Origin of the sequence: Endozoicomonas sp. ALC013, assembly GCF_049310205.1 — a bacterium.
Classification (GTDB): Bacteria; Pseudomonadota; Gammaproteobacteria; order Pseudomonadales; family Endozoicomonadaceae; genus Endozoicomonas.
The window spans coordinates 1-22,328 of the sequence record NZ_JBLYNS010000045.1 but is presented as its reverse complement, the minus strand read 5'-3'; the positions used below and the strand labels follow the sequence as shown (position 1 = coordinate 22,328).

Here is a 22,328-nt window from a genome sequence, read left to right as displayed (position 1 = left end):
ACAGAGAACACAAAGCCCACAAAGAAAGATAAAACTTCTTATCTTTTTTCTTCGTGAGCTTTGTGTTCTCTGCAGTTTAAAAAAAGCCTTTCACTTTGTCATACTTCAGGAAAATCCCCTGAATTTCCTGTTCTTGCGTAAACCGTCGACTGATTCACTGTCCAACCAGTCAGTTTTCAGTATAATTCTGCAATAAATACGAAAAACGGAATTTTCAACAGTGTTTTATCAAGCCTTTACACGGCAAAAATGGACATTCGCACTGCTATTTATTTTATCGTTTACTTTCTCCGCCCTGAATGCATCTGCGAATGTCGACATTAATCAATCATCCTACTTACTCCAGCCTGGAGCGAGTACAGAGTTCTATATTGACGACACTAGACAACTATCCATCAATGCGCTGGTTGAGGGAGCGTTCAAATACCGCTTTGCCCCATGGCAGCCTAACTTACTCCGCACCGAAGAACAGCAACAAAACCTCTGGTTACGCTTTCCTGTTACCAACCATACGTCAGAAGTAGTGCATCCCATCCTGTCTGTGGATTATCAGCAGCAGGAACTGCCGACCCTTTATCTCACATACGTCAGCGCTGCCACTGGCAAGACTGTCGTTAAACCACTGCCACTGGATCAGGTCAACACCACGAGCTTTACGCTGCTGCCAGCTCAGTCCGCAATGATATACCTTAAAGCACCGTTTCATCCTGAACTGAGCAATAGTCTGAAACTGGGTAGCTTTGATCAGTTGATCAAACAGCAGTGGTATAAACACTGGCAAACCGGATTAATCAGCGGTCTGTTGATATCAATGATTCTTGCCAATGCCTGGCTTTTCCTGTCGATAAAACAGCCATCAAAAACTTCAAACAGCCTCTCACCTTCTAATCACCGTCGTATTTTTCATCTACTGCTGGCTTCAGGTGCTATCTTTGCACTCATTTTTATGGCTTCCTGGCAGGGCTATCTGAGCACCTGGTTTTACATACCCATCACCGCAGAAGCCTGGCTCTACAAATTATCACTGCTGTTAATCAGCCTGACCTTCTGTCAGCTGGCCATAAACCTCTTTGGCTATCATAGGCCACTGCTTATCCGTTTCTTTAATATTTTCTCGTTTATTTACCTGGTATCAGCCCTCTGGTTGCCACTAAGCGACAGTAGTATGTTAAATACTCATCTGCTGGTACTGACGCTGATCGGTAATGCCTGCTTCTGCCTGTCTTTTTGGCTGGTAAAACCCCATCGCCTCTATATATCACCCTGGTTGCTGGTCCCCCTCGTCATCAGTCAATGTATTTTCGCCCTGAACCAAACCGGTGCATTGGGGATATCTTCCAGAAACACGACCTGGCTACTGATTCAAACATTGGCTTTAACACTCGGCTTCCTGTCGCTGTCAGGGAGAGTCAACAGAAAAGTGATCAACAGGGAAAAATTTTCGGATAGCGTCCGACAACGGGATGAGCTGGACGAAGAGACCATGAAATCGCTGGGCCATGAAATGCGAACGCCACTGAATGGTGTGATGGGCATGTCAGAGCTGTTACTGAGTACACCATTGACCCCGAAGCAGGAAGACTACGTGCAAACACTTCGCTACGCGGGTTATGAACTGGGCAACCTGGTCAATCTACTGGCCTCCAGCATTAAGGCTCAAAACCAGGAAATAACGTCGGACACACGACTGGTTGATATACACAACACAGTGGATGAGCTGATTCATCATTTCCAGTATCGTGCGGAACAGCAGAATATTGAAATTATCTGCTTCGTTGATGAAAGCATGTCCGCCGAATGTCATATCGAAGGCTATCGGGTCTCATTGATTCTGGAAGCATTTCTGTTCTATGGGCTGAGCCAGGCTGAAACGGGAGAGGTTGCACTTTCTATTCAGAGAGATGCTGCCGGTAAACTGCTGTTTGAGTTCAGTTTCAAAAACCCTGCCGGTAGCAGCATTGCAGAAAAACATTTATCCGGTGAGCACTCTTTATCCGAGATAAAAGCAGAGACAGTCATGAGGCTGAATCTATACCTTGCAACTCGTCTTATACGACAGCTTGGAGGAAAGGTCAGTAAACGGGCCAATATCCTCTCATTTACTTTGCCCTGCTCCTGTGGAGAAGAGAATAAGCAACCCAGACAAGATGAAATACCTCAGCAAAACCAGTATGAAAATATGCGGGTACTGATTGCTGATGACAGTGCAACCTGTCGTAAAGTGCTCCGCCAGCAATGTCATCTATTGGGTATTTCGGTGATCGAAGCAGAAGATGGCCCGGAAGCCCTTGCCATGATTCGTAACGAAGCTTACCTGAACCGAGCATTTGATATCATTATTCTTGACCACCAGATGCCCGGGCTGAAAGGTTTACAGGTCGCAGAACGAATCAATGACGACCCGGGTATTGACCCATTGCCAGCCATTATTATGCTGACCGGGGTCAGTAACCCTCCCAGTAAGCACCAGTCCAGCAAACTGGGTATCAGCTCAATTCTCACCAAGCCGGTTACCCGGTTTACCGTACAAAGCGCCCTGATAAAGGCCCTTAACAGCAGGCAACAGCGTTATACGGAAGCATGATATTGGGCAGACAGTTCATGTACGGCATTCACAAAGGCACCCGCCTTTTCCGGCTCAACATATTGGTGAATGCCATGCCCCAGATTGAACACATGGCCATTGCCTGTGCCAAATTTTTCCAGAACGGTTGCCACTTCCCGGCGAATACGTTCCGGTGATGCATAAAGCGCTGATGGGTCCATATTGCCCTGTAACGCCACCCGGTTACCTACCCTCTGTCGTGCTTCACCCATATCGGTTGTCCAGTCCAACCCCAGGGCATCGGCACCGGTATCGGCCATCGCTTCAAGCCACTGCCCACCATTTTTGGTAAAGAGAATAACCGGCACTTTTCTGCCTTCATTTTCCCGCTTCAGGCCTTTCACAATCCTGTCCATATAGTGCAGTGAGAAGTCACGATAGTTCTGTGAACTGAGCACCCCACCCCAGGTATCAAAAATCTGCACCGCCTGGGCACCCGCTTCTATCTGGGCATTCAGGTAGCTGGTCACTGACTCGGCAAGCACGCTCAACACTTGCTTCAGCAGTTCTGGCTGATCAAACATCATCGCTTTTATACGACGAAAGTCTTTGCTACTGCCACCTTCAATCATATAGGTTGCCAGTGTCCAGGGGCTGCCGGAAAAACCAATCAGCGGCACCCGACCATTGAGTTCACGCCGAATGGTTCTCACCGCATCCATCACATAACCCAGGTCTTTTTCCGGGTCTGGCACGGTCAGCGCTGCAACATCAGCGGCATTACGAACCGGCTTTTTGAGCTTCGGCCCTTCACCGGCTGAAAAATAAAGCCCAAGACCCATGGCATCGGGAATCGTGAGAATATCGGAAAAGAGAATCGCCGCATCCAGCGGGAATCGTTCCAATGGCTGCAAAGTTACTTCACAGGCAAGCTCTGCGTTCTTGCACAGGGCCATAAAGTCACCGGCACGGGCCCTGGTTTCCCGGTATTCCGGTAAATAACGGCCGGCCTGGCGCATCATCCAGACGGGAGTTACATCAACTGGCTCCCTGAGCAAAGCTCGAAGAAAGCGGTCATTTTTCAATGGAGTCATAAAAGTCCCGATACCAGCGTTGCCTGAACCATCAGTATTCCAGGCTGTAGAAAAAACAGGGGCGCTTCCGGATTGGAAAAACGCCCCTACATTATCGTAAAAAAGAGTGATTAATCAGACATCCAGGTAATCAAGAATACCATCTGCTGCCTGACGACCTTCCCAGATGGCGGTGACCACCAAATCTGACCCACGAACCATATCACCACCGGCAAACACCTGGGGATTACTGGTCTGGAATTTGTACCTGGCTTTTTCCGGGGCTACCACCCGGCCACCTTCATCAATCTGAATATCGTGCTGCTCAAACCAGTCAGCCGGGCTTGGACGAAAACCGAAGGCCACCAGAACCACATCCGCTTCCAGTATCTGGTCACTGCCTTCTACTACCTGTGGACGGCGACGACCGTTGTCATCCGGTTCGCCCAGTTCAGTGGTTACCAGACGGATGCCCTCTACCTTGCCATCACCAACAATTTCTACCGGCTGGCGGTTAAACAGGAAGTTCACACCTTCCTGTCTGGCATTGGCAACTTCACGGCGGGAGCCAGGCATATTCTCTTCATCACGACGATAAGCACAGGTAACCGACCTGGCTCCCTGACGAATCGCCGTGCGGTTACAGTCCATGGCGGTATCACCGCCACCCAGTACCACCACCCGCTTGCCCTTCATATCAATAAAGTCTGCCGGATCCTGTTCAAAGCCGAGGTTACGGTTCACACTGGAAATCAGGTAAGGCAGCGCATCATGGACACCTTCAAGATCTTCACCCGGGAAGCCGCCTTTCATATAGGTGTAAGTTCCCATGCCCATGAATACCGCATCATACTCCTCAAGCAGCTTCTCCATGGTGATGTCTTTACCGATTTCCGTGTTCAGCTGAAACTCAATCCCCATTTCAGTAAACACTTCACGACGACGGCTCATAACGTGCTTTTCCAGCTTGAACTCTGGAATACCGAAGGTCAACAAGCCACCGATTTCCGGGTTTTTATCAAACACCACCGGCGTCACACCATTGCGTACCAGTACATCGGCACAGCCCAGACCTGCCGGTCCGGCACCGATGATGGCCACTTTTTTATCGGTCCAGGACACCTTGGACATATCCGGACGCCAGCCGAGCGCCAGCGCCGTGTCGGTAATGTATTTCTCGGTAGACCCGATGGTTACCGCACCAAAGCCGTCATTCAGTGTACAGGCACCTTCACAGAGGCGATCCTGTGGACAAACCCGGCCGCACACTTCTGGCAGTGTATTGGTCTGGTGTGACAGGTCTGCCGCTTCAAAAAGACGACCTTCAGAGACCAGTTTCAACCAATCCGGAATGTAGTTGTGTACCGGACACTTCCATTCACAGTATGGGTTACCACAGGAAAGGCAACGATGCGCCTGATTTTTTACCTGCCGCTCATCAAACGGTTGGTAGATTTCCACAAATTCTGTTTTGCGCTGACGCAGGCTTTTCTTATCCGGGTCATGACGACCGACATCAACAAACTGAAAGTTGTTATTCAGCCTTCTTTCTTTCTGGCTCAGGCTGCTGCCATTTTTTAATGGTATCTGTGACATTTCGCTGACCTCACAAAGCTGTTCGTAGATTCAATACCTGTTCGTTTGCCCCCCCTGCGGACACCCTGATTACTCAGGGCTACCGTGGGTACTGGCCAGCAAGGTATCGAGACTGGCAGCTTTTGGCTTCACCAGCCAGAAACGACCACTGTAGTCATAAAAGTCTTCAATCAGCTCCTGCCCCCAGGTACTGCCGGTCTCGGCAACATAGTCTTCCAGGACACTCAGCAGGTGTGATTGATAAGGCTCCATGGCTTCATTATCAATGCGATGTATATCCACTAATTCATGGTTATAACGATCAACAAAACTTCTTTCCAGATCCAGCACGTAGGCAAAACCACCGGTCATGCCCGCACCGAAGTTATGACCCGCCCGGCCCAGTACAGTCACCAGACCACCGGTCATGTATTCACAACAGTGGTCGCCTGCGCCTTCCACCACAACATTGGCACCAGAGTTACGAACACCAAGACGTTCACCTGCACGACCCGCTGCGTACAATGTTCCACCGGTGGCACCATAGAGACAGGTGTTACCAATGATAGAGGTTTCATGGGTGACAAAACTGCTGCCAACCGGCGGGTAGATCACCAGCTTACCGCCGGTCATGCCCTTACCCACATAGTCGTTGGCATCCCCTTCCAGGCGCATCTCCAGACCACCCCCGTTCCAGACACCAAAGCTCTGCCCTGCGGAACCGGTCAGATTCAGCTTCAGGGGGTTATCCGCCATGCCCTGGTTACCGTAACGTTTGGCAATCTCACCGGATAGACGGGCACCGATGGAGCGATCACAGTTGCCAACCGTAAAACTGAACTCACCACCTTCTCCGTTTTCGATGATATCCATCGTCTGGCGGACCATCTCTTCCGCCAACTCACCTTTGTCGTAGGGTGGGTTACGATCTACCTGACAGGTCATGGGCTTATCCGCAGGCACATCGGCACTGCCGAGAATCGGGGACAGGTCCAGGTTCTGCTGCTTTTCCGTCAGGCCCGGCAAAATCTCCAGCAACTCAGTGCGGCCGACCACCTCTTCAAGGGTTCTGGCACCCAGCAAGGCCAGCCACTCACGCACTTCTTCAGCAACAAAGGTGAAGAAGTTCATAACCATTTCAACATCACCCTTGAAGTGCTCTTCCCGGAGTGACTTATCCTGAGTCGCCACACCGGTAGCGCAGTTATTCAGATGACAGATACGCAGGTATTTACAACCCATGGCAATCATCGGTGTAGTACCAAAACCAAAACTTTCCGCACCGAGAATGGCCGCCTTGACCACATCAAGACCGGTCTTGAGACCACCATCCGTCTGCAGGCGAACCTTACCACGCAGATCATTGCCACGCAGCGTTTGATGGGCTTCACTCAGGCCCAGCTCCCACGGTGAACCGGCATAACGGATAGACGTCAGAGGACTTGCAGCAGTACCGCCATCATAACCGGAGATGGTGATCAGATCCGCATACGCCTTGGCAACGCCTGCTGCAATAGTACCGACGCCAGGTTCAGATACCAGCTTGACGGAAACCAGCGCCTCGGGATTCACCTGTTTAAGGTCATAAATCAGCTGAGCCAGATCCTCGATGGAATAGATATCATGGTGCGGTGGCGGTGAAATAAGGGTAACACCCGGCACAGAGTAGCGCAGACGGGCAATCAGCTCATTTACCTTGCCACCGGGCAACTGACCACCTTCGCCGGGCTTGGCCCCCTGGGCAACCTTGATCTGCAGGACTTCGGCATTCACCAGGTAGTGAGGGGTTACGCCAAAACGACCCGAGGCAATCTGTTTGATTTTGGACATACGATTGGTGCCGAAGCGGGCTTCATCTTCACCACCTTCACCGGAGTTGGAGCGACCACCAAGACGGTTCATCGCTTCCGCCAGAGCTTCATGAGCTTCCGGGGACAAAGCACCAAGACTCATGGCCGCAGAGTCAAACCGGCGCACGATATCGCCAACAGATTCAACCTCATCCACCGCCAGTGCCTGATCATTGCGCTTGAGACCCAGCAGGTCACGCAAAGTAGCCACTGGACGCTGGTTGACCAGTTCGGCGTACTTCCGGTACTCCTGATAGTCGCCGGTTTTAACGGCAACCTGTAACTGTTGCACCACATCCGGGTTGAAAGCGTGGTACTCACTGTCGTGTACATACTTCAACAGGCCGCCCTGCTGAATCGGCTTACGGGCTTTCCAGGCCGTTTCAGCCAGCAGACCCAGTTCATAATGGAAGTCTTCGAAACGGGCTCCCTGAATACGGCTTTGAACACCGCAGAAGCACAGATCGACAATCTCTCTGGCAAGACCCACGGCTTCAAACAGCTGCGCTCCCCGATAGGAGGCAATGGTCGAGATTCCCATTTTGGAAAGGATTTTCATCAGCCCTTTGCCGATGCCTTTACGGTAAGCCTTGTACGCTTCCCGGGGATCGGTCATTACCTCACCGGAGCGAATCTGGTCATTGATGATTTCATAGGCCAGATAAGGGTATACGGCGGTGGCACCAAACCCGATCAGTACTGCAAACTGGTGGGAATCACGGGCAGACGCGGTTTCAACAATAATATTCGACTCAGAACGCAGGCCTTTGCCAATCAACCGGTGATGCACGGCACCCGTCGCCATGGCCGCTGGCACTGGCAGCAGTCCCTGATCGATATGGCGGTCAGAAAGGCAGATTAATACCTTGCCGGATTGCACCGCTTGTTCCGCCTGGTCACAGATATTCAACACCGCCTGCTCAAGACCAATAGACGGGTCGTAAGTCAGGTTGATGGTGGCTGTCTCAAAGGACTTATGCTGATGACGAACACTCATCAGGTCCAGGAATTTCGCAGTGGACAGTACGGGTGACTTGAGAATGACCCGGGCAGCGTGTTCCGGTGTTTCTTCAAACAGGTTCAGCTCACGACCCAGGCAGGTTTCCAGCGACATGACAATCGCTTCACGCAGTGGATCAATGGGCGGGTTGGTTACCTGGGCAAACTGCTGGCGGAAGTAGTCATAAACCGTTCGGGTTCTGCCAGAGAGCACGGCCATTGGTGTATCGTCGCCCATAGAACCCACCGCTTCCTGGCCAGACTCCACCAGTGGACGGATCACCTGATCACGTTCCTCAAAGGTGACCATAAACATCTTCTGATAGACGTTTAGCTGCTCAGGAGACAGGTGATCAACCTTGTAATCATCTTCACTGAAGTGCGAACGGATACGATAGGCGTTCTGCTTCAGCCACTTTTTATAGGGCTGGCGGACTTTCAGTTTGTCATCGATATCATGGGCCTGGTGCAGTTCGCCTGTTTCGGTATCAATCGCCAGAACTTCTCCCGGCCCAACCCGGCCTTTGGCAACCACATCTTCAGGCTTATAGCCATGGACGCCAACTTCTGAAGCCACGGTCAAATAACCGTTTCTGGTAATAACCCAGCGTGACGGGCGCAGGCCATTTCGGTCCAGGGCACAGACGGCGTTGCGGCCATCGGTAATAACCAGGCCGGCAGGGCCGTCCCAGGGCTCCATATGCATGGAACTGTATTCATAGAACGCCCTGAGGTCCGGATCCATGGTGTCGACATTTTGCCATGCGGGCGGAACCAGCATGCGAATGGCACGGTAAAGATCCACACCACCCGCGACCAGCACCTCCATCATATTATCCAGGCTGGATGAGTCAGAGCCGGTGCGATTCACCAGGGGAGAAATATCATCAAGCGTTGGCAGCAACGGTGACTGGAACTTCTGACGACGGGCCTCTGCCCAGTTACGGTTACCGGTGATGGTATTGATTTCACCATTGTGAGCCAGCATGCGGAATGGCTGGGCCAACTGCCAGCGCGGCATGGTGTTGGTAGAAAACCGCTGATGGAATACACAGATGGCGGTTTCAAAGCGGGTATCACCAAGGTCCGGATAAAATGTCGGCAGGTCCACCGGCATCATCAAACCTTTATAGGTGATGACCCTGGGCGACAGTGAGCAGATATAGTAATCCTGGTCTTCCGCCATCGCCATATTGGTGTAACGGCGGGCCATGTAGAGCCTGGCATTAAACTCTTTCTCGTCCAGCTCACCTTCGGGGGTAACAAAAATCTGTTCAATGCCTGGTAACAGATCTTTGGCGATGGGGCCCAGGCAGTCAACATTAACAGGAACCTGGCGCCAGCCTACCACGTTGAGCCGTTGCTTCTGTAACTCTTTCTCAAGCGTTTTTTTGCCTTTTTTCGCCCGGGCCTTGTCCGTGTTGAGAAAGACCATCCCCACGGCATATTGGCCGGGCAGCTCGCAGCCAAACTTTTCTTTCGCAACCGTTCGGAAAAAAGTATCCGGTGTTTGAATCAACAAACCACAACCGTCGCCTGTTTTACCGTCGGCAGCAATACCGCCACGGTGAGTCATACAGGTCAGTGCTTCAATCGCCGTTTTCAGAAGGTGGTGACTTTTCTTACCTTCCATCTGGGCAATGAGCCCGAAACCACAGTTATCCCGAAACTCCCCGGGATTATACAGACCTGCTTTCATAGGCACTTTCTCTACCAACCTCATCAACCCATTATTTTTCTGGCTCGCCTCGCCTTAACCAAAAGTCATCCCGACTTTCCCGGTGCCCGCTTCCACCTTGAAGTTGACTCCTATCCGGAAGGCTTCATGTTCCACTTTCTGAATCAGGTGAATACACATCGTTTAAACATCTTTGGTGTACCACCGGCACACTACCCTGTAGAGCCATAACTGTTTTGTAACCGGTTTTGTAACCCGTGTGCTTTCTGCCTCTGGTAACAGGACTTCCCGCCATAATTATGCAGCTTAAGTGCATAAAACCAAATCTGGCTTATGGCCACTTGGCAGGCAAAACGGCTCGCCATTTTACACGGCTGTCACTGCAATCACAAATGACCCGCATCAATGCAAGTAAAACCGTAATAATAGATTGATATATCGAAGCTTTTTACAGCAAATTCACACAAACAGGAATAGTTATGACTAATGGAGTGAGAGCTGGAGAGTACGCTCCAGCCATTGAGAAAGTATTCAGGAACAGAACTGCTCAAGGCAGTCCATTAAATGTTGATAGCTAAAACCATCCGTCACCACAGCATGCCCAACAGAGTCCAGAAGCACCAGCCGCAACTGGCCGTCCAGCACTTTTTTATCCACAGCCATTAGCTCGAGAAACCGATCCGGGTTGATACCAGAAGGAGGCATCACCGGCAGGCTGGCACGCTCAAGCAAATATATAAGCCCATCGACGTCTTCTCTGGATATATGGCCTTCCCGGCAGGAAAGATCAGCCGCCATCACCATACCAGCAGCCACCGCTTCACCGTGCAGCCAGGAGCCATAGCCGGTATGCGTTTCTATTGCGTGACCAAAGGTGTGCCCAAGATTGAGAATGGCACGAATACCGGACTCAGTCTCATCCGCCTCGACCACTCTGGCCTTGTCCTGACAGGATTGATGGATTGCGTAGGAAAGCGCCTCCGGATCACGATCCAGCAAACGCCCAATGCTTTCCTGCAACCACTGATAAAACGGTTTATCGCAAATCAAACCATATTTGATCACTTCTGCCAGTCCTGCTGATAGCTCCCGGTCAGGTAATGTGTTCAGTGTCAGCGTATCGATAATAACGGCATTGGGCTGATAGAATGCACCAATCATGTTTTTACCCAGGGCATGGTTGACCCCGGTCTTCCCCCCCACTGAAGAATCAACCTGGGAGAGCAGTGTCGTTGGTACCTGAATAAAATCCACCCCCCGCTGATAGCAGGCCGCAGCAAAACCGGTCATATCCCCAATAACACCGCCACCCAACGCCAGCAACGTTGTTTTGCGGGTATGCCGTTCCTGCAACAGCTGATCGAAAATAAGGTTGAGTGTTTCGAGGTTTTTATACTGCTCACCATCCGGCAAAGTGATGACCGTCAAATCATAATTTGCCAGGGTGCGCTTAATGAGATCCAGGTAGAATGGGGCGATCGTCTCGTTGGTGACAATGGCAACACGCCGACCTTTAATGTAAGACTGGAAATGCTCAGCGTCTGACAAAAGATCGGAGCCGATAAAAATGGGATAGCTTCTATCTCCCAGATCGACTTTAAGTTCCAGCATGGTAGATGACTCCCTCACTGTTTTCCCAAACCAACCGTTTGAATGATTTTTTTAATAACCTGACGGGGTGACATGGTGGCAGTGTCCAGAACAAGGTCTGCGATCGACCGATACAGTGGGTCACGCTCTTCAAGCAGTCTTGTCAGAACCTCTTCACGGTCTGCCCGCTGCAACAATGGTCGTCGCTTGTCTTTTTCCGTTCTCTGCAATTGGATTGTTACTGGGGTACTCAAATAAACCACAAAACCATTGGTGCTAAGCTGTCGTCTGTTCTCCGATCGGCCAACAGCCCCCCCACCGGTTGCCATGACGACGCCTTTCTGAGTGCAAATATCTTCGATGACCTGGCTTTCCCTGTCCCGAAACCCCAGCTCGCCTTCAACATCGAAAATCCAGGGAATATCCGCGCCACTGCGTTCTTCAATCACATGATCCGAGTCAAGAAAGGGTCGGGCCAGCTCTTTTGCCAGCATCCTGCCAATGGTACTTTTGCCTGCCCCCATGGGACCAATAAGATAGATATTTGTTAATGGCATGTCTTTGCCAGCCTGACTTCCTGCCTGTGTGCAGCGAGCGTAGCGCATCGTAAGCAGTCATGACAATAAAAAACGGGAGCCTAGGCTCCCGTCAGAGATTTTAAAACCTGCTAAATGCCAGCAGCTTAACGCAATGAAACACCTTCAGTAATGATTCTGGGCGTTATAAAGACCAGAAGTTCTTCTTTTTCATCACTCTCTGTTTTTTTGCGGAACAAGCCACCAACCCAGGGAATATCACCCAGAACTGGTACTTTATCAACGCCGTTTTTTATAGTCTGCTTAAAGACACCACCCAGAACGACTGTTTCACCATCTTCAACCAGAACCTGGGTAGTGATCTCATTGGTGGAAATAATTGGTACGTTATTAGATGCCTGATTGGTTGTATCGTCATTATTGATCTTGATATCCATAATGACGCGACCATCCGGGGTAATCTGAGGTGTCACCTCCAGCCCCAGCACCGCATCCTTGAACGCGACCGAAGTTGCACCGCTGGAAGTTTTCTCCTCATAAGGGATTTCTTTACCTGACTTGATCACTGCGGTTTTCTTGTCCGCTGTAATGACTTTTGGCTGTGAAATTACTTCGCCTCCGCCATCACTCAACAGGGCAGAGAGCTCAAGGTTCAAAATGGTGCCACCTTTGCTGGAGAAGCCGATGGCAATAGCACTTGAAGTCCCTCCGGTTATACTCAGGTCAGTGAATACATCATTATCCTTACCACCACCAATAGAGAGTCCCCTGTTATCATTCTTGAGCGCATCTTTTTTTGACCCACTCCACTTAACACCCAACTCTTCTTTGAAGTCAGAGCTTAGCGTCACGATACGAGCTTCAATCATCACCTGCCGAATAGGAATATCCAGCTGATCAATCAGCTCTCTTAATTCATCCAGCTTGGCCTGCGTATCCTTGATCAACAGACTATTGGTTCTTGCCACCACCTGAACCGAACCCCTTTCTGTCAGCAGGCTGGCACCTTCTGCGCCTTGCAGTACCGTGGCGATTTCTGCAGCATCGGCGTAATTAATCTGGACCAGATCGGTATATACCGGGGCCAGTTCACGAATCTGTTTTTCGTTCTCCAGCTGCTCACGTTCACGTGCAGCAATCTCCGCAGCCGGAGCCACGGTGAGGACATTGCCTTCCAAACGCTTATCGAGCCCTTTAGCCTTAAGCACAATATCAAGCGCCTGATCCCAGGGAACATTTTGCAGTCGCAGGGTAACATTACCCCCAACCGTATCCGATGCCACCAGGTTCAGATCGGTAAAATCAGCGATCAACTGTAGCACCGCCCGGACTTCAATATCCTGAAAGTTTAACGACAGCTTATCACCTTTATAGGAAAGCCCTGCTTTTCGTCTACTGCGATCTTTAGGGTCTGGAGCCTTGACACTGACAGTCAGCAGATTGTCTGTCTGATAGGCCAGATACTCAAACTCTCCCTTGGGCTCTATGGTAATAATGCTGTTACCATCCTCAACAGCGGCATCAATAAACTTGATCGGTGTAGCAAAGTCGATAACATCCAGGCGATTTCTGAGGTTCTGCGGCAATACATTGCCCTGAAACTCCAGACGGATACGCCCCCCCTGCTCATTCATATCCATCGGAATCCTGGCGTCGGACAGGGCGATGATAACCTCGCCCTCACCATCATCACCTCGCTGGAAATCAATATCAGTAATACCTCTTCGCATTTCCGGGACTTGATAGGATGACTGGCTCCGCTGAGGTAACTCCCTTTGCACCGCCGTGGTGCTGTTATTCTCGCCAAGGTAAATGCTCAGTGTCCTGCCATCAGCCTGGGTGCTGAAGCGGGTAGGCTGCTGAAGATTAATAACCAGGCGGGTTCTGTCTCCGGCTTCCAGCACAGTCACGCTCTTGGCATTATTAAAACCAATCTCGTTGTACTTGGGGAGTTCACTGCGGGTAAAAGGCAGGTCTATGGAAATCCGGGGAGGCTTCTCAATGCTGTAGCCATGAGCAACCGGTGCCGCGCCATCAAAGCTCAAACGTATCTCAACCATCTCTCCCGGCAATGCCGCTGAATCCATATTTTTCAGGGTGACACCCCACACGGAAATAGGCAACATGGCCAGCAACGTATACAGAAGCCCTCGGACAGCCCTGGCCTGCAACAGGGGACTAATATTCATCTAACTTACCTATTTCAGAATTAGAATTGTTTTTTTCATCGGCATCACTGTTAAATAATCCAGCCCATTCCGCCACTATGGCTCAAAACCATACCCGCTCATGCTGAAGCATCCCCCAGATAAAAAAAGCCGTCCATCCCTGAATACAGTTGACTAACTCAACACAGCCAGCCGCGCACTGTCAACCGCTCAGGGTGTGACAGCAGCATCCTTGCTGGAAATATGATGATTAATTCACAATAAAGGAAATAAAATCACTGATTATTAAAATTAACGCGGAGAACTCTTGGTCGCTCAATCCAGTAACCTGGACCAGCAGGAACAATCTCGGTCACACGCAACTCCTGGTCATCGAGGTAAGTAATACGACCATGGTTACGCCCCATGAAATCACCCACACGAACCCGGTGAACACCGTCAGAGCCACGCACCAGCCCCCAGAATCCTTCGTCGTTACTGATAGAGCCTACCAAACGAAACGAGTCCAGTTCAAACTGTTCCAGGTACTGCTTAACACGGTGTGGGTCTGGCTTGATGTTGCTATTGAGCTGTTCCGTGGTCAGTTCAATTTTCACCGGCTGCTTAAAAGGGCTGCGCAAGGCAGATGCCTGATAAGTAAACGCCTCATAAGGCCTGAACTTGGGCAATGGCTCAATATTACCCGTAGGACGGGCCCTCATCTCAGCCATATAGTCATCAATATCCTGGTACCCACGGCCACCATCCAGACATCCGGAAAGAATCAGCGCAGCACCGGCAACAAAGACAAGTTGAAGCAGCTTCATCATAGCCCCCCCTGATCATTGTAGCGGTAAGTTTTTGCAAGGATGTTCATGGTTAACTGACCATTCTTGCCCGGGCGAATCTCAAAATCATGCAGGGTAACTATTCGCGAAAGGCTGGCGACACCACTGACGAAGTTACCCAGATCATGGTATGTGCCCGTCACGCCAATGCTGATTGGCAGCTCTATATAAAAGTGGCTGACATTTTCATCCTGAAGTTTTATTTCTTCGATCTGAAGACCTGCTCCACGCCCGGTAAAGGTAATGTCTTCGAGCAGCCCGGGCACCTCTGTATCACTGGGCAGCTGTTTCACCAGTGCACCAAACGAGTTTTCCATTTCCGCCATCTGTTCGCGGTAGGCCTGCAGGTTTGCCGACTGGAACGCCCTGATTCGATACTGCTCCCGTAAATCCTGCTCTTTACTGGCCGCAGCATCATACCGCTTCTGCAAACCGGTCAGGTGAAACTGATAACCAAGCCCCAGCACTAACGCCAGAGTCAGAATACAGACAAAGACCCTGGCTCCCAGAGGCCATGAACCGATGTTATCGAAATCAATGTCATTCAGATCAAGCTCATTCAGCTTTTGTATTGAATCTGCAAGGCTCATAGTCCCCCCTTGGCCTGAGTGGGGTTGATCTGCTTGACCGTTAGATCAAACTCATTCCAGCGCTGGCTGTTGGCCGCTACTTTCCTGACCGCTGTCAGATTTGGCTCAGCAAACCATTCAGAGTTATCGAAGTTTCTCATCAAGGCAGAGATACGATTATTGGACTCGGCAACCCCGACAAGCGACAGACGATCTCCCTCCAGGGTTATCTGCTTGAAATAAACCCCCTCAGGAACCACATGTGCGACCTGGTCAAATATACGAACAATCACAGGGCGGTTGCCCTGCAGGTTTTGAATGACCTGCATCCTCTCCAGCAGTTGTTCTTTCTTGGTTCTCAGGTCCTTGATTTCACTGATCCGCTGATTAAGCTGCGTAATTTCATTTTGCAGATATTGGTTACGGCTCTGCTGCTGACTGATGTTATTGCTGATATAAAGATCACCGATAAAGACCAGGCCAATACCAACCAGCACCGTTATCGCCCAGAGGGCAATGAAATTCTGTTTGCGCTCTTTCCTGAGTTCTTCACGCCAGGGTAAAAGGTTAATTCTTGCCATCAGTCGAAACTCCTCATGGCAAGGCCACAGGCGATCATCAGCGCCGGGGCCTCAGTGGCCAGTTGGTCCTTATCCACTTTCCCTGCCATGGACATTCCGGCAAAAGGATTTGCCAGCCTGGTCGGGACCCCCAGTTTGTCCTGAATCATTTCCGCCATACCCGGGATTGATGCAGATCCTCCTACCAGGGCAATGGCATCCACATCATTAAACTGGCTGGATGAATAAAAGAATTGCAATGAACGTGATACCTGCTGAACCACCGTTTCCCGGAAGGGCTCAAGAATTTCAGATTCATAATCGTCAGGCAGCCCCCCTTTGCACTTGGCTTTCTCGGCTTCTTCAGGGGTGAGCCCGTAACGGCGCTGAATCTCATCAGTCAACTGCCGTCCACCGAATAACTGCTCACGGGTGTATACGGTTTTACCCCGGCTGATCACATTCAGTGTGGTTTTTGTGGCACCAATATCGACGATAGCCAGCACCGGATCCTGATCTGGCAGGTCAAGCTGGCCATCAATCAATTCGCACGCCCGCTCCATGGCAAAGGCTTCGACATCAACAACCCTGGCCGTTAATCCACCAAGTCGAAGTGCCTCTTCGCGCATTTCAACATTGTCACGACGGCAGGCTGCCAGCAAAACTTCAACCCGCTCGGGATTTTTTTCGTTCAGACCCTGAACTTCAAAGTCGATGGCCACTTCATCCATGGCGTAAGGAATATACTGGTCTGCCTCAACAGAAATCTGGGTTTCCATCTCATCTTCACTGAGGGAAGCATCCATATCGATGGTTTTGGTGATAACGGCAGCGCCTGAAACCGCAACGGCGGCGTTTTTCAGGCCAGTTCTGGATTGGGAGAGAGCTCTTGCAACGGCTTCACCAATGACATCAACTTCATGAATATTATTTTCAACCACGGCTCCTGGCGGAAGGGGCTCAACACAGAAAGCTTCGACTCGGTAAACACTGCCTTTCAGCCCTAACTCAATGACTTTGACAGATGTCGAGCTTATATCCACCCCTAACACGGCATTTGATTTTTTCTTCAGCAGCCCAAACACTGGTGCAATCCTTGATTATTAGTTATAAGATCAACGGCCTTAATTTAATAACAGTCTGTATACTTTCGCAATTACAGTCGCCATTCAGCCAACTCTAAACACTGGATTTTTAAGGAAGATCCTTCGGCAACCCAAGACGGTGTCGCGTACAGGAAAACCACATTTTCAGCTGATGGCCATTTCACCATATAATACTCAGTCACGAACGGCTGTCAGGACGACTCTTGTTATGACAAGACAGTTCAAAGATGTCACAACTTCAGCCGGTGGCCTTCGCTTAATCAGGATGCCCTAACAGCATGAAACGGTCGGTTAAACTTCTTAAATTCCTGCTCTGGTCACTAGTAACAGTAGCCAGTGGAATTCTGCTTGTCAGTGCCAGTGCCTATTTATACCTCAGTCCTTCGCTACCTTCTGTGGAGTCCTTGCGAGACGCCAAATTACAGACACCTCTGCGAGTTTACTCTCAAGATAATCTTCTCATTGCCGAGTTCGGCGAAAAACGCCGGTCCCCCATTCAGTTTGAAGACGCCCCCATACACCTGATCAAAGCCTTTATGGCTGCCGAAGACGACCGTTTTTATTACCATCCCGGCGTTGACATCATGGGCCTGATGAGGGCCGCTGTGCAACTGGTCAGCACCGGCAGCATTCAGTCCGGTGGCAGTACCATAACAATGCAGGTGGCCAAGAACTTCTTCCTGAGCCACGAGCGGGTATTTTCGCGAAAATTCAATGAAATCCTACTCGCTTTGCAAATAGAACAGCAACTGTCCAAGGATGAAATCTTTGAACTCTATCTCAATAAAATTTACCTGGGAAACCGCTCTTATGGCGTCGAGGCCGCCGCACAGGTTTACTATGGCAAAGCCATCGATGAGTTGAATCTGGCCCAGATTGCCATGATTGCCGGTTTACCAAAAGCACCTTCCCGCTATAACCCGATCAATGACCCCAAACGGGCCCTGATCCGACGGGACTGGATCCTGGGAAGAATGAAAGATCTTGGCTACGTCACCCATGAAGAATATAGCAACGCCGTCAGCCAGCCGGTTACTGCCCGCTATCATGGCGCAAAAATCGAACTTGAAGCGCCTTATATCGCCGAGATGGTTCGACAGCAAATGGTTGAGCAATACGGTCTGGATGCCTACACCGAAGGTTTTAAAGTCTACACCACCACCAGCAGCGAGCTGCAAAATGCGGCCAACCTTTCGGTAGCCCAGGGGTTAATGGCCTACAACGAACGCCATGGTTACCAGGGCCCGGTCACCAACCTGTTTGATAATATTCCGGAAGAGGGCTGGCAGCAGCGCATCAATAAAACTCCATCGCCCGGTATTCTGTTACCCGCCATGGTCACCCGGGTTGGCGAGGAAGACGTTGAAATCGGCCTGAAAGACGGCAACAGCGGTAAAATCAGTTGGGAAAATCTGAGCTGGGCAAAGCCCTTTCTGACCGTAAACAGCGTTGGTCGTACACCTGAAACACCTGCGGATGTTGTGAGAATCGGAGACCAGATCTGGGTCAGGCTTACAGAAGATGGCAGTTATCGTCTGGCCCAGGAACCACAGGCACAGGCAGCCCTGATTTCCATGCACCCGGAAAATGGTGCAATTCTGGCTTTGGTGGGAGGGTACAACTTCTATGACAGCATGTATAACCGCGCCACGCAGGCCATTCGTCAGGCAGGCTCATCATTCAAACCCTTTGTTTATGCAGCAGCCATTGCTAACGGCATGACTGCGGCAACCATCGTCAATGATGCACCAATTGTCTTTGATGATGCCAATCTTGAAGATAGCTGGCGGCCAAATAATGACAATATGAAGTTCAACGGCCCCATGCGTCTGCGTGAAGGTCTCTATCGCTCCAGGAACCTGGTCTCTATCCGTGTTCTGCGCCAGATGGGTATCAGCAAAACCGTTAACTATCTTAAGCAGCTGGGTTTCAAGGAAGAGTCTTTAAGCCGTGATCTGTCACTTTCCCTGGGCAATGTTTCCATGACACCGCTGGAACTGGCTTCTGGCTATGCAGTTCTGGCCAATGGCGGTTTCCGCATTGAGCCCTGGTTTATCCAGCGAATTGAGACCAATGACGAACTTATTTTTGCCGCCAACGCAGCAATAGCCTGCAATGAAAGCTGTATCGCCAGCCTGAATCAAGACACCATGGAGGGTGAAGAAGAGCCCCCCCTTTTCAGCGATCCAGAGCTTGAGGAAATGCTGATTCAGGAAGACACTTTGCTCACTGAACCCGACGATCAGCCGGTAATCGCCCAATCCGTTATGTCACCCCGAGTGAACTACATCATGAACGACATCCTGAATGATGTCATCTGGAAAGGCACCGGCAGACGCGCCCGGGAATTAAAACGGGAGGATATCGCCGGTAAGACCGGAACCACCAATGACAGTAAAGATGCCTGGTTTGTTGGCTTTAACCCGGATGTCCTGACTGCCGTATGGGTGGGTATGGACGACTTTTCAACCCTCGGGCGCTGGGAATACGGAGCCAATGCAGCTCTGCCCATCTGGATTGACTATATGCACACCGCCCTGGAAGGCAAACCGGAACATAAACCGGCACAACCGGAGGGCATGATCACCCTGAAAATTTCACCAGAAACCGGACAGCTTGCACTGCCCGGAGATCCCAACGCTATTTTTGAAATTTTCCTCCAGGAAAACGCTCCGCAACAATACAGTGATGAAGGGCTGCCATCTCTTGGTGAGATGGACCATGAGTTTTCACCGGAAGATCTTTTTTGATATTGATCAAATATCCGCAACAGAGTTCAGAGGGTAATGGCCAGGGTATTCCGCCCTGGCAACGCCAGAGTCAACTGCGGCCTGAGCCACAGCGGCAGAAACCCTGCCAAGCAGTCGGGAATCCATAGGTTTGGGAATGATATAGTCCGGCCCAAAACTCAGCCTGACGCCATCGTACGCCTTCATTACCACTTCCGGGACAGGCTCTTTTGCCAGCTCCCGGATGGCATTCACGGCCGCAATTTTCATCGCTTCGTTAATGCGTGAAGCGCGGACATCCAACGCCCCCCGGAAGATAAACGGAAAGCCAAGGACATTATTGACCTGATTCGGATAATCTGAGCGCCCGGTAGCCATAATGACATCAGGACGAACCGCCTTAGCCAGCTCAGGACGAATCTCCGGGTCAGGATTGGCACAGGCAAAAACAATCGGGTTTTCAGCCATTTTCGCCAGCTGTTCCGGAGACAACAGGTTGGCACCGGAAACGCCAAGGAATGCATCCGCCCCATCAATGGCGTCATCCAGTGTGCGGCAGGGTGTTTCTACAGCAAACATCGCCTTATACTGGTTCAGATCATTCCGTTCTGAATGAATGACGCCCTTGCTGTCCAGCATGAGAATATTTTCTGGCTTGAAGCCGCAGCTGATCAGCAGTTTCACACAGGCAATGGCCGCCGAACCGGCCCCCAGGCAGACCAGTTTTGCCTCTTCAATATCCTTTCCGGCAATCTCAAGGGCATTAAGCATGGCCGCTGCCGTTACAATCGCGGTACCGTGCTGATCATCATGGAAAACCGGAATATCACAATCTTCAATCAGACGACGTTCAATTTCAAAACACTCAGGTGCTTTGATATCTTCCAGATTAATACCGCCAAAGGTACAGGCAATTCGCTTCACCGTATCAATAAACGCCTGCGGACTCTCAGATTCCACTTCAATATCGATCGAATTAACACCGGCAAAACGTTTAAACAGCAGAGCCTTGCCTTCCATAACCGGCTTACTGGCCAGTGCGCCCAGATTACCCAGACCAAGAATCGCTGAACCATTACTGATTACCGCAACCAGATTACCTTTGCCGGTATAACGGTAGACATCCTCTGGATTTTCGGCAACCGCCCGCACCGGCTCCGCGACACCCGGGCTATAGGCCAGTGAAAGATCCAGCGCGGTCTCTGCAGGCTTGGTAATTTCAATCGAAATTTTTCCAGGTTTTGGAAGAGCGTGATAATCAAGTGCAGCTTGCTTCTTTTCCATGAGTTTTTTACTGATATGGGGAGGAGGTTATATGAAGGCCCAGAATATATGATGGAAATGGGGGGAACAAGGTCAATTGGTAAAATATCAGGCCATACAAAAAAGGCGACTGCAAAACAGTCGCCTTTTTAAACCTTTCGGTCGGTAAGCTGTCAGCTCGATTACTTGCGAGCGCCCAGCTTGCCAAAACGCTTGTTGAAGCGCTCGATACGGCCGCCGGTATCCATCACCTTCTGAGTGCCGGTGTAGAATGGGTGGCACTTGGAGCAAACTTCGATGCTCAGTGGCTTGCACAGCGTAGAGCGAGTTTTGATTTTGTTACCGCAGCTGCAGGTAACTTCGATTTCTTCGTAGTTAGGATGGATATCCTGCTTCATTTGAGCTTCCTCGAACTGGTGTATGCCGCCACCTGACTCTCAATAGAGCCCTGGTGTTATCAGGCTCGGGAGACAGGCACCGCAAACGGAACCCACCCCAGCATAATGAGCTGAGAGGGTAAAGAGCGGTGGATACTACCAGAGATTATGGCGGAGGGAAACAGTCTTATGTTCGTCCCATATACGTAGTTTTCAAGCCATTATCCGATCATCAGCACAACCTGCAATGACAAAAAAAACAGTACACAAAAATTAACAAATTACCGTTTCAATTCTTTTACCTTCCACTCTGTTTCAGAAGAGAAACTATTGGATAAAAACGGACATCCAGAAAAAGTCTGACGAAAACCGGCGACAGAGCCCTTGAGGCAGTAGACTGGATATCCATCGTCAATATTAATGAAACCACAAATAACAGTGCCCAACTGTGTCCGGTGAATACCATGAACATAGAATGCTTGTATTTTTATGATATTGACCTGGTGTGGGCCGCCAGCAGGCAGGGCTATATCGGAATACACAATGTGCTGCAAGCCAACGAAACCGATTCACCTCCTCCATATGATCTGGCATGGGCGGCCGTGAATGGGCAAACAGAGACCGTCAACGAACTGCTGGCCAATGGAGCTGTTCCCAGTCTGTCTACCTATGCCTTATCGTTGGCAGCCGGCCAGGGGTATGCCGACATCGTCGATATTCTGCTGGCCCACGGTGCCACTCCATATCAGTCACCGGATGCATTGGTGTGGGCCGCCCAGAATGGTCATTTTGTGATTTTCAACACCCTGCTGACCCACGGGGCCACTGTGCACCAGTCGCCAGACGCCCTGGTAAAGGCCGCCAAAAATGGGCACACCAACAT

15 protein-coding genes are annotated in these 22,328 nt (G+C 50.5%); 3 read left to right on the top strand and 12 right to left on the bottom strand.

Annotated features, from left to right (window positions below):
* The first annotated feature begins 220 nt into the window (after window positions 1–220).
* Window positions 221–2,584 carry a hybrid sensor histidine kinase/response regulator gene (locus ACO6V1_RS10470; RefSeq protein ID WP_422446327.1) on the top strand — a complete coding sequence of 788 codons (2,364 nt, stop codon included), beginning with the start codon at window positions 221–223 and terminating at the stop codon, window positions 2,582–2,584.
* Here ACO6V1_RS10470 and hemE read toward each other — a convergent pair.
* From hemE to ACO6V1_RS10420, 10 genes are all read right to left on the bottom strand, one after another.
* Window positions 2,569–3,639 carry a uroporphyrinogen decarboxylase gene (hemE, locus tag ACO6V1_RS10465; RefSeq protein ID WP_422446329.1) on the bottom strand — a complete coding sequence of 357 codons (1,071 nt, stop codon included), beginning with the start codon at window positions 3,637–3,639 and terminating at the stop codon, window positions 2,569–2,571. The genes ACO6V1_RS10470 and hemE overlap by 16 nt on opposite strands.
* 114 nt (window positions 3,640–3,753) lie before the next feature.
* Window positions 3,754–5,214, bottom strand: coding sequence for an FAD-dependent oxidoreductase (locus ACO6V1_RS10460; RefSeq protein ID WP_422446331.1), 1,461 nt, complete (start codon window positions 5,212–5,214; stop codon window positions 3,754–3,756).
* A 69-nt stretch (window positions 5,215–5,283) separates the two neighbouring features.
* A complete protein-coding gene (gltB, locus tag ACO6V1_RS10455; protein ID WP_422466795.1) occupies window positions 5,284–9,741 on the bottom strand; it encodes a glutamate synthase large subunit in 4,458 nt (1,485 codons plus the stop codon).
* A 510-nt stretch (window positions 9,742–10,251) separates the two neighbouring features.
* A complete protein-coding gene (gene aroB / locus ACO6V1_RS10450) occupies window positions 10,252–11,331 on the bottom strand; it encodes a 3-dehydroquinate synthase (RefSeq protein ID WP_422466793.1) in 1,080 nt (359 codons plus the stop codon).
* Window positions 11,332–11,345: 14 nt separating this feature from the next.
* On the bottom strand, window positions 11,346–11,915 hold the full coding sequence (aroK, locus tag ACO6V1_RS10445) for a shikimate kinase AroK (protein ID WP_422466791.1): 570 nt from the start codon (window positions 11,913–11,915) through the stop codon (window positions 11,346–11,348).
* A gap of 77 nt (window positions 11,916–11,992) precedes the next feature.
* Window positions 11,993–14,035, bottom strand: coding sequence for a type IV pilus secretin PilQ (locus ACO6V1_RS10440; RefSeq protein WP_422466789.1), 2,043 nt, complete (start codon window positions 14,033–14,035; stop codon window positions 11,993–11,995).
* A 254-nt stretch (window positions 14,036–14,289) separates the two neighbouring features.
* Window positions 14,290–14,823 carry a pilus assembly protein PilP gene (locus ACO6V1_RS10435; protein WP_422461096.1) on the bottom strand — a complete coding sequence of 178 codons (534 nt, stop codon included), beginning with the start codon at window positions 14,821–14,823 and terminating at the stop codon, window positions 14,290–14,292.
* Window positions 14,820–15,431: a type 4a pilus biogenesis protein PilO gene (locus tag ACO6V1_RS10430; protein ID WP_269673265.1), complete on the bottom strand. Its 612-nt coding sequence runs from the start codon at window positions 15,429–15,431 to the stop codon at window positions 14,820–14,822. Before ACO6V1_RS10430 ends, ACO6V1_RS10435 begins: the two co-directional genes overlap by 4 nt.
* Window positions 15,428–15,991 carry a PilN domain-containing protein gene (locus ACO6V1_RS10425; RefSeq protein WP_422446343.1) on the bottom strand — a complete coding sequence of 188 codons (564 nt, stop codon included), beginning with the start codon at window positions 15,989–15,991 and terminating at the stop codon, window positions 15,428–15,430. The genes ACO6V1_RS10430 and ACO6V1_RS10425 overlap by 4 nt, the downstream gene beginning before the upstream one ends.
* Entirely contained in the window at window positions 15,991–17,055 is a 1,065-nt protein-coding gene (locus ACO6V1_RS10420) for a pilus assembly protein PilM (RefSeq protein WP_422466787.1), read from the bottom strand. The genes ACO6V1_RS10425 and ACO6V1_RS10420 overlap by 1 nt, the downstream gene beginning before the upstream one ends.
* Before the next feature lie 299 nt (window positions 17,056–17,354).
* Here ACO6V1_RS10420 and ACO6V1_RS10415 point away from each other — a divergent pair, with 299 nt between their 5' ends.
* Window positions 17,355–19,826: a penicillin-binding protein 1A gene (locus tag ACO6V1_RS10415; RefSeq protein WP_422461090.1), complete on the top strand. Its 2,472-nt coding sequence runs from the start codon at window positions 17,355–17,357 to the stop codon at window positions 19,824–19,826.
* A gap of 6 nt (window positions 19,827–19,832) precedes the next feature.
* Here ACO6V1_RS10415 and ACO6V1_RS10410 read toward each other — a convergent pair whose 3' ends face one another.
* Both ACO6V1_RS10410 and rpmE read right to left on the bottom strand, forming a co-directional pair.
* Window positions 19,833–21,089 (bottom strand): malic enzyme-like NAD(P)-binding protein, encoded by a 1,257-nt coding sequence (locus tag ACO6V1_RS10410; RefSeq protein WP_422446349.1) that lies wholly within the window; start codon window positions 21,087–21,089, stop codon window positions 19,833–19,835.
* A 161-nt stretch (window positions 21,090–21,250) separates the two neighbouring features.
* Entirely contained in the window at window positions 21,251–21,466 is a 216-nt protein-coding gene (gene rpmE / locus ACO6V1_RS10405; RefSeq protein WP_101745013.1) for a 50S ribosomal protein L31, read from the bottom strand.
* Window positions 21,467–21,909: 443 nt separating this feature from the next.
* On the opposite strand from rpmE, the gene ACO6V1_RS10400 reads away from it, so the two are divergent.
* Window positions 21,910–22,328 (top strand): ankyrin repeat domain-containing protein (locus ACO6V1_RS10400; protein WP_422466785.1); only part of this gene is annotated, 419 nt, incomplete at its 3' end.